At 64.4% G+C, this 13,876-nt stretch carries 10 protein-coding genes and 1 pseudogene; 7 read left to right on the forward strand and 4 right to left on the reverse strand.

Features of this window, described 5'->3' with window-relative positions:
• The first annotated feature begins 51 nt into the window (after positions 1 to 51).
• Complete coding sequence (locus tag ACNFIC_RS20510; protein ID WP_416781775.1) at positions 52 to 2,073, forward strand: ATP-binding protein; 2,022 nt, start codon at positions 52 to 54, stop codon at positions 2,071 to 2,073.
• Positions 2,074 to 2,132: 59 nt separating this feature from the next.
• Here the strand turns inward: ACNFIC_RS20510 and ACNFIC_RS20515 are convergent, their stop codons facing one another.
• The 4 genes from ACNFIC_RS20515 to ACNFIC_RS20530 form a co-directional block, all read right to left on the reverse strand.
• Positions 2,133 to 2,879 carry an SDR family oxidoreductase gene (locus ACNFIC_RS20515; protein WP_416781776.1) on the reverse strand — a complete coding sequence of 249 codons (747 nt, stop codon included), beginning with the start codon at positions 2,877 to 2,879 and terminating at the stop codon, positions 2,133 to 2,135.
• Between the two features lie 116 nt (positions 2,880 to 2,995).
• A complete protein-coding gene (locus tag ACNFIC_RS20520; protein ID WP_416781777.1) occupies positions 2,996 to 4,531 on the reverse strand; it encodes a DHA2 family efflux MFS transporter permease subunit in 1,536 nt (511 codons plus the stop codon).
• Positions 4,528 to 5,721: an HlyD family efflux transporter periplasmic adaptor subunit gene (locus tag ACNFIC_RS20525; protein ID WP_138218105.1), complete on the reverse strand. Its 1,194-nt coding sequence runs from the start codon at positions 5,719 to 5,721 to the stop codon at positions 4,528 to 4,530. Before ACNFIC_RS20525 ends, ACNFIC_RS20520 begins: the two co-directional genes overlap by 4 nt.
• 31 nt (positions 5,722 to 5,752) lie before the next feature.
• Positions 5,753 to 6,226: a MarR family winged helix-turn-helix transcriptional regulator gene (locus ACNFIC_RS20530; protein WP_138218106.1), complete on the reverse strand. Its 474-nt coding sequence runs from the start codon at positions 6,224 to 6,226 to the stop codon at positions 5,753 to 5,755.
• Positions 6,227 to 6,525: 299 nt separating this feature from the next.
• Here ACNFIC_RS20530 and ACNFIC_RS20535 point away from each other — a divergent pair, with 299 nt between their 5' ends.
• From ACNFIC_RS20535 to ACNFIC_RS20560, 6 genes and pseudogenes are all read left to right on the forward strand, one after another.
• Positions 6,526 to 8,061 (forward strand): ABC transporter ATP-binding protein, encoded by a 1,536-nt coding sequence (locus tag ACNFIC_RS20535; protein ID WP_416781778.1) that lies wholly within the window; start codon positions 6,526 to 6,528, stop codon positions 8,059 to 8,061.
• 12 nt (positions 8,062 to 8,073) lie between these two features.
• Positions 8,074 to 9,174, forward strand: a complete 1,101-nt coding sequence (locus tag ACNFIC_RS20540; RefSeq protein ID WP_138218108.1) for an ABC transporter permease — start codon at positions 8,074 to 8,076, stop codon at positions 9,172 to 9,174.
• A 57-nt stretch (positions 9,175 to 9,231) separates the two neighbouring features.
• Entirely contained in the window at positions 9,232 to 10,158 is a 927-nt protein-coding gene (locus ACNFIC_RS20545; RefSeq protein WP_138218109.1) for an ABC transporter permease, read from the forward strand.
• Positions 10,159 to 10,357: 199 nt separating this feature from the next.
• Entirely contained in the window at positions 10,358 to 11,440 is a 1,083-nt protein-coding gene (locus ACNFIC_RS20550; RefSeq protein WP_416781779.1) for a BMP family ABC transporter substrate-binding protein, read from the forward strand.
• Between the two features lie 73 nt (positions 11,441 to 11,513).
• Positions 11,514 to 12,479 (forward strand): isopenicillin N synthase family dioxygenase, encoded by a 966-nt coding sequence (locus tag ACNFIC_RS20555; RefSeq protein WP_416781780.1) that lies wholly within the window; start codon positions 11,514 to 11,516, stop codon positions 12,477 to 12,479.
• Positions 12,480 to 12,690: 211 nt separating this feature from the next.
• Positions 12,691 to 13,863 (forward strand): annotated as a pseudogene (locus ACNFIC_RS20560) (HAMP domain-containing protein); the annotation flags it as partial.
• Positions 13,864 to 13,876: the final 13 nt, after the last annotated feature.

A 13,876-nucleotide genomic window follows, 5' to 3' on the forward strand; every position in this document is an offset into this window, starting at 1 on the left:
GGCCGCTGGGCGACTGACTATAGTGAACACTTCGCCCCTTGGATCCAAATCATGCCCGACACTGACCACCCCGTCTGGCAGACGCCAGACGCCGAGGCCGAGCACGCGTCCCAACGCCTCGCGTGGCTGAGTGAGCACATGGCCGAAGGCTTTTGCATCGTCGAGTTGATAGACGGCCCCCACGGCCCGCTCAGTGATTACCGTTACGTCTACGCCAACGCGGCCTGCACCCGGCACACCGGCTTGCGCAAGATCGTCGGACAAACCCTGCGCGAAACCCTGCCAAGCGAGGCCGGGGCCTGGCTCGGACACTACGCCTCGGTACTGCAAAGCGGCCAACCCAAGCATGTCGAGCAACGCCTGCAGGCGACCGGGCGCGACCTGTCGATCACGATTTACCGCCTGGAGCCGGCCAGTGCCCGACACATGGCGGTGCTGTTCCACGAGAGTAGCGATACGCTGCAAACCCAAGCCGGGCGGCAGCAACTCAACCAACAGTTGGGGCAGCAGGTCGACCAAGCGCTGGACGGACGGACGCTGTTCGCCCAGTTGGTCGACAGCAGCCTGGCCAACGTCACGGTGGTCGACATGGACATGCGCCTGCTGGCGATAAACCGCACAGCGCGTCAGACCTTCATGGGGCTGGGCCTGCCAGTGCCGGCGTTCGGCGACTGTTTGCGCGATTACCCGGCCATTTTCCCCGTCGCCAAGGCACAGCTATTGGCGCTCTGGGAGCGAGCGCTGGCAGGCGAAGTATTCGTCGAGAACCTCACCATCCAGTTGCCGCCCACCGAGCGCCACTTCGAGATGCGCTTCAACATCTTGCGCGACAGCCTGGGCAATAGGCTCGGGGCGTACCTCTTCGCCTACGATATCTCCGAGCGCATCGTCGAGCAGAACCGCTTGCGCGAAACCGAGCAGGCCCTGCGTAACGCTCAGAAAATGGAAGCCGTAGGCCAACTGACCGGTGGCATCGCCCACGATTTCAACAACCTGCTGGGGAGCATCGGTGGCGCACTGGAACTGGCCAACCTGCGCCTGGCCCAGGGCCGCGGCAGCGAAGCAGCCGATCTGCTGGACATCGCCCAACAGAACACCGCACGCGCCAGTCAACTGGTCAAACGCTTGCTGACCTTCGCCAGGCACCAGACCCTGCAACCCTGCCCCACCGATATTCACACGCTAGTGGCCGGTATGCGCCCGCTGATCCTGACCTCCTTGGGCGAGCATATCCAATGGTTGGATTTGACCATGGCCGATCAGTGGCTGACCCGCGTTGACCCCTCGCAACTGGAAAACGCAGTGCTCAACCTGTGCATCAATGCACGCGATGCGATGCCCGCCGGGGGCATCTTGACCCTCAGTTGCGCAAACGTGACGCTGTCCCAGGCCCAGGGCGAAACATTGCAACTGCCTGCCGGCGACTATGTGCAACTGAAGGTGCTCGACAACGGCACGGGCATGGACCCGGCAGTCTCGGCACGTGTTCTTGAACCGTTCTTCACCACCAAACCGCTTGGCCAGGGCACAGGGCTGGGGCTGTCGATGGTCTATGGTTTCGTGCGCCAGTCGGGTGGACAACTGCACATTCACTCGCGCCAGGGACTAGGCACCCAGGTCCACCTCTATCTGCCCAGGCATACCAGCGACACAAGCGCACAGCCGCCCGCTCCCGAGCCTATGCCGACGCCGCCCGCAAGGCTTGGGGCGTGCCAGGTCATGGTGGTCGAAAACCAGCAGACGCTACGCCTGGTGATCGCAGAACTGCTGCACGATCAAGGCTATCAAGTAGACACCTTCGAAACCGCAGACACCGCCCTCAAAGCCCTGCAAGAAGGCGTCACCCCGGACTTGCTGATCACCGATATCGGCTTGCCTGGGGTGCTGGACGGGCGCCAGTTGGCCCTCGCCGCCACGGCGCTCTATCCGCACTTGCGGGTGCTGTTCACCACCGGCTATGACCACGCCCAGGCGTTGGCGGATTTTTCGTTGACAGACGCCATGGCCAGTATCGGCAAGCCTTTCGCGCTGGACAGCCTGCTGGCCTGCGCTCGCCGTCTGCTCGGTCAGTGAGCCAGCCGATTACCAACGCTGACGCGAAGGTATTGCCGGGCCGTTGGGCGCAGGCAAGGTCAGCGACCCCCGCCTAGGTCGATGAAGCTACCCGTGGAATAAGACGCTTTGTCCGACAACAGCCACAGGATCGCCTCGGCCACTTCTTCCGGGCGTCCACCCCGGCCCATAGGCAGTCCTGACTCAAGCTTGGTGACACGATCTGCATCGCCACTGAGGGCATGGAAGTCGGTATGGATATAGCCTGGGCGCACACCGTTCACACGCACGCCCTCGCCCGCCACTTCCTTGGCCAGGCCCACGGTGAAGGTATCGATCGCACCTTTGGAGGCGGCGTAGTCGACATACTCATTGGGCGAGCCTAAGCGTGCGGCCACGGACGAGACATTCACGATCGCCCCGCCCTGCCCGCCGTGACGGCGCGCCATGCGCAGCAGGGCATGCTTGGTGCAGAGCATCGGCCCGACCACATTGGTCTTCATCACCTTGAGCAGACGGAACTCGGACATGTCCTCGACGCGGCTCTGGTGGGCGATGGTAGCGGCATTGTTGACCAGCGCCGTGACCTGGCCCAGCTCGTGATCGACACGCTGGAACAACTGCTGCACCTCATCCTCGACGCTGACGTCGGCGCGCACCGCGATGGCCGTCGCGCCGAGCGCGCGGACCTGGCCCAGGACGAGCTCGGCGGCCTGGTCATCGGTGTGGTAGTTGATGCAGATGCGATAACCCTGTTGCGCTGCCAGCAACGCAGTTGCGGCGCCGATGCCGCGGCTGGCGCCGGTGATGACGATGACCTTTTCCATGAGCCTGCCATATGACTGGAGAAGGCCTACAAGGTTATGGGAAATGGCCATGATTTGGAATGTGCCCGATGCGTGAGTGGGCTCGAACCTGGGCGCTCAAGCCTCACCCACACACCTCAATGCCCCGCCGCCCCTGCTCCCGCCTTGGCGGTGAACGGCGGCTTGGCAAACCACACCAACACAATCAGCCCGGCGAATACCCAGGTCAGCAACATGAAGTAATCCACCGTCGACATCATGTACGCCTGGCCATTGAGGATCTGCTCCAGCTGCGCATACTGCTGCGGCCCCGCCCCGCCGAGCTGTTCGAGGGTATGCCGGGTCACCGGATCGAAGGTGCTGATGTGCTCGCTCAGGTAGGCGTGATGCTGGTCAGCCCGGCGAATCCAGATCCAGGTCGTCAGCGAGGCCGCAAAACTCCCGCCCAAGGTGCGCAAGAAGGTCGCCAACCCCGAGCCATCGGCAATCTGTTGCGGGGGCAGGTCAGACAACAGGATGCTCAAGGTCGGCATGAAGAACAGCGCCACACCAATCCCCATGAACAGCTGCACCAAGGCAACATGGGCGAAGTCCACCTCACTGGTGAAGCCCGCGCGCAGGAAACAACTGGTACCGATTGCCAGGAACGCGATACCCGCCAGCAGGCGCAGGTCGAAACGGTGCGCATACTTGCCCACGAACGGCGAGAGGATTACCGGCAGCAGCCCAATCGGCGCGACCGCCAGGCCCGCCCAGGTCGCGGTGTAGCCCATCTGCGTCTGCAACCATTGGGGCAGAATCAAGTTGATGCCGAAAAAACCCGAGTAGCCGCCGACTAACACCAGCGTACCGACCCGGAAGTTGCGGTGTACGAACAACCGCAGGTTCACCACCGGATGGCGGTCGGTCAGTTCCCAGATAATGAAAATCGCCAGGAACACTACCGAAATGATCGAGCCGATGACGATGAACGACGACTCGAACCAATCCAGGTCGTTGCCTTTGTCCAACACCACCTGCAAGGCCCCGACGCCGACGATCAACGTCAACAGGCCGATGTAGTCCATCGGCTGGCGGCTGGTGAGCACGGGCCGGGCACGCATCTGCTGGCGCACCACGGCAGCGGCGAACAAGCCAATCGGCACATTGATGAAGAAGATCCACGGCCAACTGTAGCTGTCGGTGATCCAGCCGCCGAGAATCGGCCCGGCAATCGGCGCCACGACCGTGACCATCGCCAGTAGTGCCAGCGCCATGCCGCGCTTGGCGGGCGGATACACCGCGATCAGCAGCGTCTGGGTCATCGGGTACAACGGCCCCGCCACCACGCCTTGCAGCACGCGAAAGCCCACCAGTGCCGGCATCGACTGGGCGATACCGCACAGGAAAGAGGCCAGCACGAAGAGCAGCGTGGCCCAGATGAACAGCTTCACCTCACCGAAACGGCGGCTTAACCAGCCGGTCAGCGGCAAGGCGATGGCGTTACTCACCGCGAACGAGGTGATCACCCAGGTGCCCTGCTCGTAACTCACCCCCAGGTTGCCAGAAATGGTCGGCAGCGCCACGTTGGCGATGGTGGTGTCGAGTACCTGCATGAACGTCGCCAGCGACAAGCCAATGGTGGTCAGCAGCAGGCTTGGCGGGGTGAACTGTGCGGGGGCCGCCTGGCTCATCGCTCGGCCGTCTTGCCAGTGGCGCTGTTGGCGTGGATCAACCGAGCGATCAGGTCATCGGCCTCGGCCAACTGACGGTCGTACACCTGGGTGGTGTAGCTGGCCTGCTGGGGCGGTTGCTGGGCCAGGGCCGGACCACTCTGGTCATGCAGATCGACTTCGGCCACGGTGGACAGGCCAATGCGCAGCGGGTGGGTCTTCAGTTGCTCAGGGTTCAGGTGGATACGCACCGGTACACGCTGCACGATCTTGATCCAGTTACCCGTGGCATTCTGTGCAGGCAACAGGGCGAAGGCGCTACCGGTGCCAGCCCCCAGGCTGTCGACAGTACCACTGTACTTGACCTCGCTGCCGTACAGGTCAGCGGTGATTTCCACCGGCTGGCCAATGCGCATGTCACGCAGCTGGGTTTCCTTGAAGTTGGCGTCCACCCACACCTCATCCAGCGGGATTACCGCCATGGTCGCGGTGCCAGGTTGCAGGCGCTGGCCCAACTGCACGGTACGCTTGGCCACATAACCGGTGACCGGCGCGACCAAGGTGGTACGCGCGTGATCGAGGTAGGCCTGGCGCACGTCGGCGGCGGCCGCCATGACCTCAGGGTGTGAGGACACCACGGTGTCGTCGATCAGCGCGGTGCTGGTCGCCAGTTGCTGGCGAGCGCTGTTGAGCGCTGCCTGGGCGACGCTCAGGTCATCGCGGGCATGGGCGATTTCTTCCTGGGCAATGGCACCACTGTCGGCCAGCACCTTGCGCCGGTTGTAGTTCTGCTGGGCCTTTTGCAGCTCGGCCTGACGGGTTTGCACCTGCGCCTTGAGCGAGTCGACGTTGCTGTACAGGCCGCGGACCTCACGCACGGTGCGCGCGAGCTTGGCCTCGGCGGCCTGCAACGCCACCTGGCTGTCAGCCGGGTCGAACTGCAACAGTACCTGCCCGGCCTGCACCAAGTCACCGTCGTCGGCACCAATGCTGGTCACGGTGCCAGTGATCAACGGGGTGATCTCGACCACGTTGCCATTGACGTACGCATCGTCGGTGCTTTCATGCCAACGCCCGACCAGGCTGTACCAGGCCCAGGCGCCAGCACCGGCGAGGACCAGCACCAGCAGCAGGCCGAGCAACCAGGCCTTGCGCTTGCGCGTGTTGTCCGGCGTCGCCGCCGGGGTGGGGGTATCTGCGGAAGTGGCCATGACCAATACCTTGGAAAATATGTGACTGGAATCAACGATCGCCGAAACGGCGGGTCGTCAGAGGGTCGCCGGCACTGAGCAGCACCTTGGCCAGCAAGCCTTCGAGGGTTTTCAACTCGTCGGCTTGCAGCACACCGACCAGCTCGTTCATCGCCGCCGCCCCGACCTGCGGCAAGCGGTCGGCCAGGCGCTGGCCGTCGGCGGTCAGCGCCAGGCGCACCTGGCGGCGGTCGTCGGGGCAGCGGTTACGCAAGATCAGCCCCTTCTGCTCGAGGCGATCGAGCATGCGCGTCATCGAACCGCTGTCCAGGCCGAGGTAGCGACATAGCTCGGCCGGGGTATCGACTTGGTACTGGGTAACGATGATCAACACCTTGAACTGGGCGGCGGTGACGCCATCGGCTTCAAGGTGCCAATCGAGGATGCGGTCCTTCAGCAGCGCGGCGCGGCCGAGCAACATGCCGATGGCGCAGGTCTGGAAGTTTTCCGGGGTGAAATGGGGCATCGGCAGTACGCTCAAGCATTTGTGTAAAAATATTACTGCTTAGGCAGTTAATGTCAAAGCCTTGATTAGCACACTAACTAAAAATTCATGTTCAGGCGCTCGCTTGCGTCGCGAAGGCGTGCGCCTTTGCAGGGCGATGCACTGCCCCAGTTTGGCGCCACACAGCCGCCAAACCCACTGCCGCGTACCTGCCCTGCCCAGCGCCAAACCCTGTCGTACCGGGCCCAGGGCAGAAATCTGACCACTTGGCCATATTTTTGCTTTGCAAGCTGCTCACTACTCTGACCCCGAGCAAGCCCATGTCCGAACTCCGCCCTCGCCTGGAACTGCGCGCCATCAGCAAACGCTATCCCGGTACGCTGGCCAACGACCGTATCGACCTGCGCATCGCCCCCGGTGAAATCCATGCCCTGCTCGGTGAGAACGGCGCCGGCAAAAGCACCCTGATGAAGATCATCTACGGCGTCGTCCGCCCAGACAGCGGCCAGATGCTGTGGGAAGGCGAAGCGTTGCAGGTCCGCGATCCGGCTCAAGCGCGGCGCCTGGGCATCGGCATGGTGTTCCAGCACTTCTCGCTGTTCGAAACCCTCACCGTGGCACAGAACATTGCCCTGGCCTTGGGCGCGCAGGCCGGGACGCCGCAACAACTGGCGCCGCGTATCGAAGCCGTTGCGCAGCGCTACGGCATGGGCCTGGACCCGCAGCGCCTGGTCCACAGCCTGTCGATCGGCGAGCGCCAGCGGGTAGAGATCGTTCGCTGCCTGATGCAGCAGATCAAGCTGCTGATCCTCGACGAACCGACCTCGGTGCTCGCCCCCCAGGAAGTCGATGAGCTGTTCGTTACCCTGCGCGCGCTGGCCGCCGAGGGGTGCAGCATCCTGTTCATCAGCCACAAGCTCAACGAGGTGCGCAGCCTTTGCCACCACGCCACGGTACTGCGTGCCGGGCGGGTCTCCGGGCATTGCGAACCGGCCCACTGCAGCGACTTGGAACTGGCGCGGCTGATGGTAGGCAATGCCGAAGGCCTGCAAGCGAGCTACCCCAAGCGTATCGGCGGTCTGCCACGCTTGCGGGTGGACGACCTGAGCTGGCGCAACCCCGACCCGTTCGGCGCGTCGTTCGAGCACCTACGCCTGGAGGTGCGCTGCGGGGAGATCGTAGGCATTGCCGGGGTGGCGGGTAATGGCCAGGACGAGTTGCTCGCACTGCTCAGCGGCGAAACCCGTCTGAACGCGGGCGAGCGCGAGCGCATCACCCTGGACGGCCAGCCCATGGCCCATCTCTACCCGGACGCCCGCCGCGCATTGGGCCTGGCCTTCGTGCCTGCCGAACGTCTCGGTCATGGCGCCGTGCCCGACATGAGCCTGACCGACAACGCCCTGCTCACGGCCTTTCAGCAAGGCCTGGTCAGCCGTGGCCTGATCCGCTCTGGCAAGGTCCTGGCCCTGGCCGAACAGATCATCCAGAGTTTCGCCGTGAAGACGCCGGGCCCGCAGGCCCAGGCCCGCAGCCTGTCCGGCGGCAACCTGCAAAAATTCATCCTAGGCCGCGAGATCCTGCAAAACCCCCGCCTGCTGGTGGCGGCGCATCCGACCTGGGGCGTGGACGTCGGCGCCGCGGCGGCGATCCACCGCGCACTGATCGCCCTGCGCGATGCGGGGGCGGCGATCCTGGTGATTTCTGAAGACCTCGATGAACTGTTGCAGATCAGCGACCGCATCGGCGCCCTGTGCAGCGGACGCCTGTCGCCCCTCAAAGCCACCGCGCACACCCATACCGTGGAGGTCGGCGGCTGGATGGCCGGCCAGTTCGACACCGCACAAGACGCTGCCTGACGAGACCCTGCCATGTTGCTATCACTCGAACCTCGCGCCCAACAATCGCGTGCCATGTTACTGCTCTCGCCCCTGCTCGCAGGCTTACTGACCTTGCTGAGCGGGGCCCTACTGTTCGACGCCCTGGGGCATGCCCCCCTGGCGACCTTGCACACCTTGCTGATCGAGCCGATCAGCGACCTCTACGGGGTCGCCGAACTGCTGCTCAAGGCGCTGCCCATCCTGCTGTGTGCCTTGGGTCTTGCGGTCGCCTATCAGGCGCGTATCTGGAACATCGGCGCCGAAGGCCAACTGTTGATCGGCGCCCTGGCCGGGAGCGCCGTGGCGATCCAGCTGATCGACTGGGAAAGCCGCTGGGCACTGCTCTGGGTGTTACTGGCCGGCAGCCTGGCAGGCGCCTTGTGGGGGGCGCTCGCCGCCTGGCTGCGTACGCACTTCAATGCCAATGAAATCCTCACCACCATCATGCTCAACTACATCGCCCTGAACCTGCTGCTGTACGTGGTGCATGGCCCGCTGAAAGATCCACAGGGCTTCAGCTTCCCGCAATCGGCCATGTTCGGCGACAGCAGCCGTCTGCCGGCACTGTTCGACGACGGCCGTCTGCATGTAGGCCTGTACTTCGTGCTGCTGGCTCTGGTGGCAGTGTGGGTGCTGCTGCACAAGAGCCTGCTGGGCTTTCAGATCAAGGTGTTGGGGCTCGACCAGCGCGCGGCCGGCTTCGTCGGCTTTCGCGAAAAACGCCTGGTCTGGCTGGTGTTGCTGATCAGCGGCGCCCTGGCGGGTCTGGCCGGGGTCAGCGAGGTCAGCGGGCCGATCGGTCAACTGGTGCCACAGGTATCGCCAGGCTATGGCTTTGCGGCGATCACGGTAGCCTTTCTCGGTCGCCTCAATCCTATTGGCATCCTCGCAGCCGGCCTGCTGATGGCGTTGCTGTACTTGGGCGGCGAGAACGCGCAAATGAGCCTGAACCTGCCGCAGTCGCTGACTGGGCTGTTCCAGGGAATGATGCTGTTCTACCTACTGGCGTGCGACGTGCTGATCCTCTACCGACCACGCCTGGCACTGAAATGGCGACGCCGCACGGCACTGACCGAGACGGCCCGCGCCTGACTTTCCCTGACGCTTTCGTTGACCTGCCGCCGTGGTGCGCAGGCTGAGGTTTCGACTATGGATCTGGATTTGATCGGCAATATCCTCAACGCCATGGTGCGCTGTGGCACCCCGCTGCTGCTGGTGGCCCTGGGCGAACTGGTGTGCGAAAAGAGCGGCGTGCTCAACCTGGGCCAGGAAGGCATGATGCTGTTCGGCGCGGTGGTCGGTTTCATCGCCGCATTCGCCACTGGCAACCTGTGGCTGGGCGTGATGATGGCGTGCCTGGCCGGCATGCTGCTGGCCTCGCTTTTTGCCCTGGTGGCGCTGGGTTGCCAGGCCAACCAGGTGGCCACCGGGCTTGCCCTGACCATCTTCGGCGTGGGGCTGTCGTCCTTCGTCGGGAGCGCCTGGGTCGGCAAGCCGCTGGCCGGTTTCGAGCCACTGGCCATTCCCCTGCTGGTCGATCTGCCGGTCATTGGCCACATGCTGTTCCGCCAGGATGTGCTGGTGTACCTGTCGTTCGGGCTATTCGGGCTGATTGCCTGGGGGCTGCTCAAAAGCCGCATGGGCCTGGTACTCCAGGCCGTGGGCGAGAACCCCGATGCGGCCAGCGCCATGGGTCTGCCGGTGCTGCGGGTACGTACCCTGGCGGTGCTGTTCGGCGGGGCCATGGCCGGGCTTGCCGGAGGCTACCTGTCGCTGGCCTATACACCGATGTGGGCCGAGAACATGAGCGCCGGGCGCGGCTGGATCGCCTTGGCGCTGGTGGTGTTCGCCAGTTGGAAAGTGCTGCGCGTGATGCTCGGCGCCTACCTCTTCGGCCTGGCCAGCATCCTGCACCTGGTCGCCCAGGGCATCGGCGTGAGCGTGCCGGCCAACCTGCTGGCGATGCTGCCGTACGTGGCGACCATTCTGGTGCTGGTGCTGCTCTCACGCGATGCACTCAAGACCCGACTGTATGCCCCGGTATCGCTGGGGCAACCCTGGAAGGCCGGTCACTGAGCGGGCCTGGGGCGCACAGCGCCCCGAATCCCAGTCCGTGCACCATCAGGGCGCGGCGCGCCCGCTGTCACGCGTCCGCGAGCCGCCAGACAATGCAGGCCAGCCGCGCAATGCCAGGTTTTTGCCCATCTGGTCAGGTTTTTGCAAACAACTCAATAGCCCAACACGGCCATCAAGAAGACCAACAGGAGCCCCCTCGATGCACCACACCAAACGCAAGCACCTGCTGCGCACCCTGGCTGCCGCCATCGGCCTGAGCACGGCACTGTCCGCTTCGGCCGCCGACCCACTGAAAGTCGGTTTCGTGTATATCGGCCCCATCGGCGACCACGGCTGGACCTACCAGCACGAACAGGGCCGTCAGGCATTGATCAAGCAGTTCGGCGATAAAGTCGACACCCACTTCGTCGAAAACGTCCCCGAAGGCGCCGATGCAGAGCGGGTCATCCGCAACATGGCCAAGGACGGCTACGACCTGGTGTTCGCCACCTCGTTCGGCTACATGAACCCCACCGCCAAGGTTGCCAAGCAGTTCCCCAAGGTCACCTTCGAACACGCCACCGGCTACAAGCAGGACAAGAACCTCGGCACCTACCTGGCGACCTCCTACGAAGGCCGCTATGTCGGCGGCTACCTCGCCGCGAAAATGACCAAGACCCGGAAAATCGGCTACATCGCCTCCTTCCCGATCCCTGAAGTGTTGCGCGACATCAACGCTATCCAGCTGGCCTTGGACAAGTACAACCCTGGCACCGAGATCAAGGTGGTGTGGGTCAACTCCTGGTTCGACCCCGGCAAGGAAGCCGATGCCGCCAATGCGCTGATCGACCAAGGCGTGGACGTGCTGTTCCAGCACACCGACAGCCCCGCGCCGATCCAGACCGCGCAACGACGCGGCGTGTATGCCGTGGGCTACGCCTCGGACATGGCCCACTTCGGGCCCAAGGCAGTGCTCACCTCCATCGTCAACAACTGGGGGCCGCACTACATCAAGAGCACCCAGGCGGTCATCGATGGCACCTGGAAGTCTCAGGATTACTGGGGTGGCCTGGCACAAGGGACGATCGAGTTGCCGATCAGCGAGCTGGTACCGGCGCAGGTCAAAAGCGAAGCCGAGCAGATCATCGCCAGCATCAAGAGCGGCGCGTTCCATCCGTTCACAGGCCCCGTGCTGGACCACAGCGGTGCGGTACGCATCGCCGACGGGGCAGTCGCCAGCAACGCGGAACTGGCAGGCATGGACTACTACGTCAAAGGCATTACCGCGCAACTGCCCAAGTAACCACCCGCCACCCAGGTCGCGCCCCGCGTCGTCGCGGCCTGGGAGCCTGTTTTTCCTTGTTTACGGAGCCCAGATGAACACCCTGCCCATCATCGACATCGCCCCGTTGTACCTGCACGATCCCAGCGCCCGCCAGGCAGTGGCGCGTCAGATAGACGACGCCTGCCGGCACTGGGGTTTCTACTACATCAAGGGCCACCCGATTCCGGCCACGCGCATCGCCGCGCTCAAGGCCGCTGCCGAAGACTTCTTCGCCCGTCCACTGCCAGAAAAGCTGCGCATCGACATCACCCAGAGCACGCACCACAGGGGCTACGGCGCCATCGCCACCGAACAGCTCGACCCGAGTCGCCCAAGCGACCTGAAAGAGACGTTCGACATGGGCTTTCATATGGCCGCCGAGCACCCCGAGGTGCTGGCGCAAAAACCCTTGCGCGGGCCTAACCGACACCCTGCGATTGCCGGTTGGGAGGCGCTGCTGCAACAACACTATGAAGACATGCACGCGCTGTCGCTGGTGCTGTTGCAGGCCATGGCCGAGGCCCTGGATATCCAAGCAGACTTCTTCGCCCAGCGCTTCGCTGAGCCGATCAGCGTGTTGCGCATGATCCATTACCCACCCCGCCAGACCGCCAGCAGCGCCGAGCAGCAAGGGGCTGGGGCGCACACCGACTACGGCTGCATCACCCTGCTCTATCAAGATGCTGCTGGCGGCTTGCAAGTGCAAAGCCGCGACGGCCAGTGGATCGACGCACCACCTATCGACGGCACCTACGTGGTCAATATCGGCGACATGATGGCGCGCTGGAGCAACGACCGTTACACCTCCACCCCGCACCGGGTCATCAGCCCCTCGGGGGTCGATCGCTACTCGATGCCGTTTTTCGCAGAGCCTCACCCGGACACCCAGATCAGTTGCCTGCCCAACTGCTCAGGCCCCGACAACCCACCGCGCTATCCGCCGGTGTCGTGCAGTGCCTACATGCTCTCGCGCTTCGCCGAAACCTACGCCTATCGGCGCGAGCACGCCGACGCCTGAACAAACGCCATCAGCCTGGCCACTGAAGGATAAATTGGCCACCGCCAGGCCGGTACAGACGTACTTGTACCAGCCTGCCGGGCATTTGCGCGCCCGTGCCAGGGCCTAGGGCTGGCCACTTGGCAGCGGTAGCCTGCGGGGGCAGACCTACAAGGGAGCCCAGGCATTGAACATTCAGAACACCATCACGCTGCTGGCCAGCCTGTGCCTGATGGCCGTCGTCGGCCTGCTCGCCGGGTTGTCGCTTGAACAACGGCGCAGTGACGCCCAGACCATCGCCGGCAGTGCCAGCGCCCTGTTGCGCGACGCCGCACGCGACAACCTGCAAGGTCAAGCGCAGGCCCAGGCGCTGCAACTGCGTCAGCGCTTCATCCAGAGCCGCGAGTTCGCCCAAGGTGTGGCGCGCCAACTGTTGCACTTGCGGGCCCAGGCCGGTAAGGATCTTGCGGCCTCGCGCGCCTTGCGCCAGACCCTGGTGCAGGTCCTGCGCGAGGCGATCGACGAGCGCCCAGAACTGCTCGGCCTGTTCGTTGCCTTCGCACCCGATGCCCTGGATGGCCAGGATGCGGCGTTCGTTGGCCAGTCGGCCTTCGGTGCAAACGACAGCGGCCGCTTCACGCTGTACTGGCTACGCCCACAGGCCGGCCAGTTGCAAGCGGTATCAGGCGACGAGGCACTGCTGGGCAACGACACCCCAGGGCCTAGCGGCGCGCCAGCCAATGCGTTCTACACCTGCTCGCTGCACAGCGCCCGCGCTTGTGTACTGGAGCCGTACCTGGACGACTCCAGCGGTACACCGACCCTGGTCACCAGCGTGACCGTGCCGCTGATCGTCGACGGCCAGGTCCTCGGCGTGCTGGGCCTAGACATCAGCCTTCAGGCCTTGCAGAACAACGCCCAGGCGGCCAGCGCCGGGCTGTACGACGGCCACGGCGCGCTGGCGATACTCAGCGCCAACGGCCTGGTCGCGGCCGACAGCGCCCTGCCGCAGCGGGTAGGCACGCTTGCCAACCGGCAAGCATCGCCCGACGCTGAGCAGCTTGACGTGCAAGTCCCGGTGCAACCGATCGACGATGCACAGCCCTGGAGCGTTCGGGTGTCGGTCCCGCGGCAGGTGCTCGAAGCGCCCGTGTTGAAGCTGCAGACGCACATGCAGGCGCAACAGTTCGAGAGCCTCGGTCGGGAGCTGGGGCTGGGCCTGCTGCTGGCGCTGGCAGGCATCGTCATGATGGGTTGGGCCGCGCGCCGCGTGACCCGCCCGATCCTCCACGTCGCCAGCCGGCTGCATGACATCGCCGAAGGCGATGGCGATCTGACCCGGCGTCTGGCCTACCCACGCCGGGATGAGCTGGGCCGCCTGAGCGATGCATTCGACCGTTTTCTTGATCGCTTGCAAC

The organism is Pseudomonas sp. NY15463, from assembly GCF_048068415.1.
In the GTDB taxonomy this organism is placed as follows: Bacteria; Pseudomonadota; Gammaproteobacteria; order Pseudomonadales; family Pseudomonadaceae; genus Aquipseudomonas; species Aquipseudomonas mosselii_C.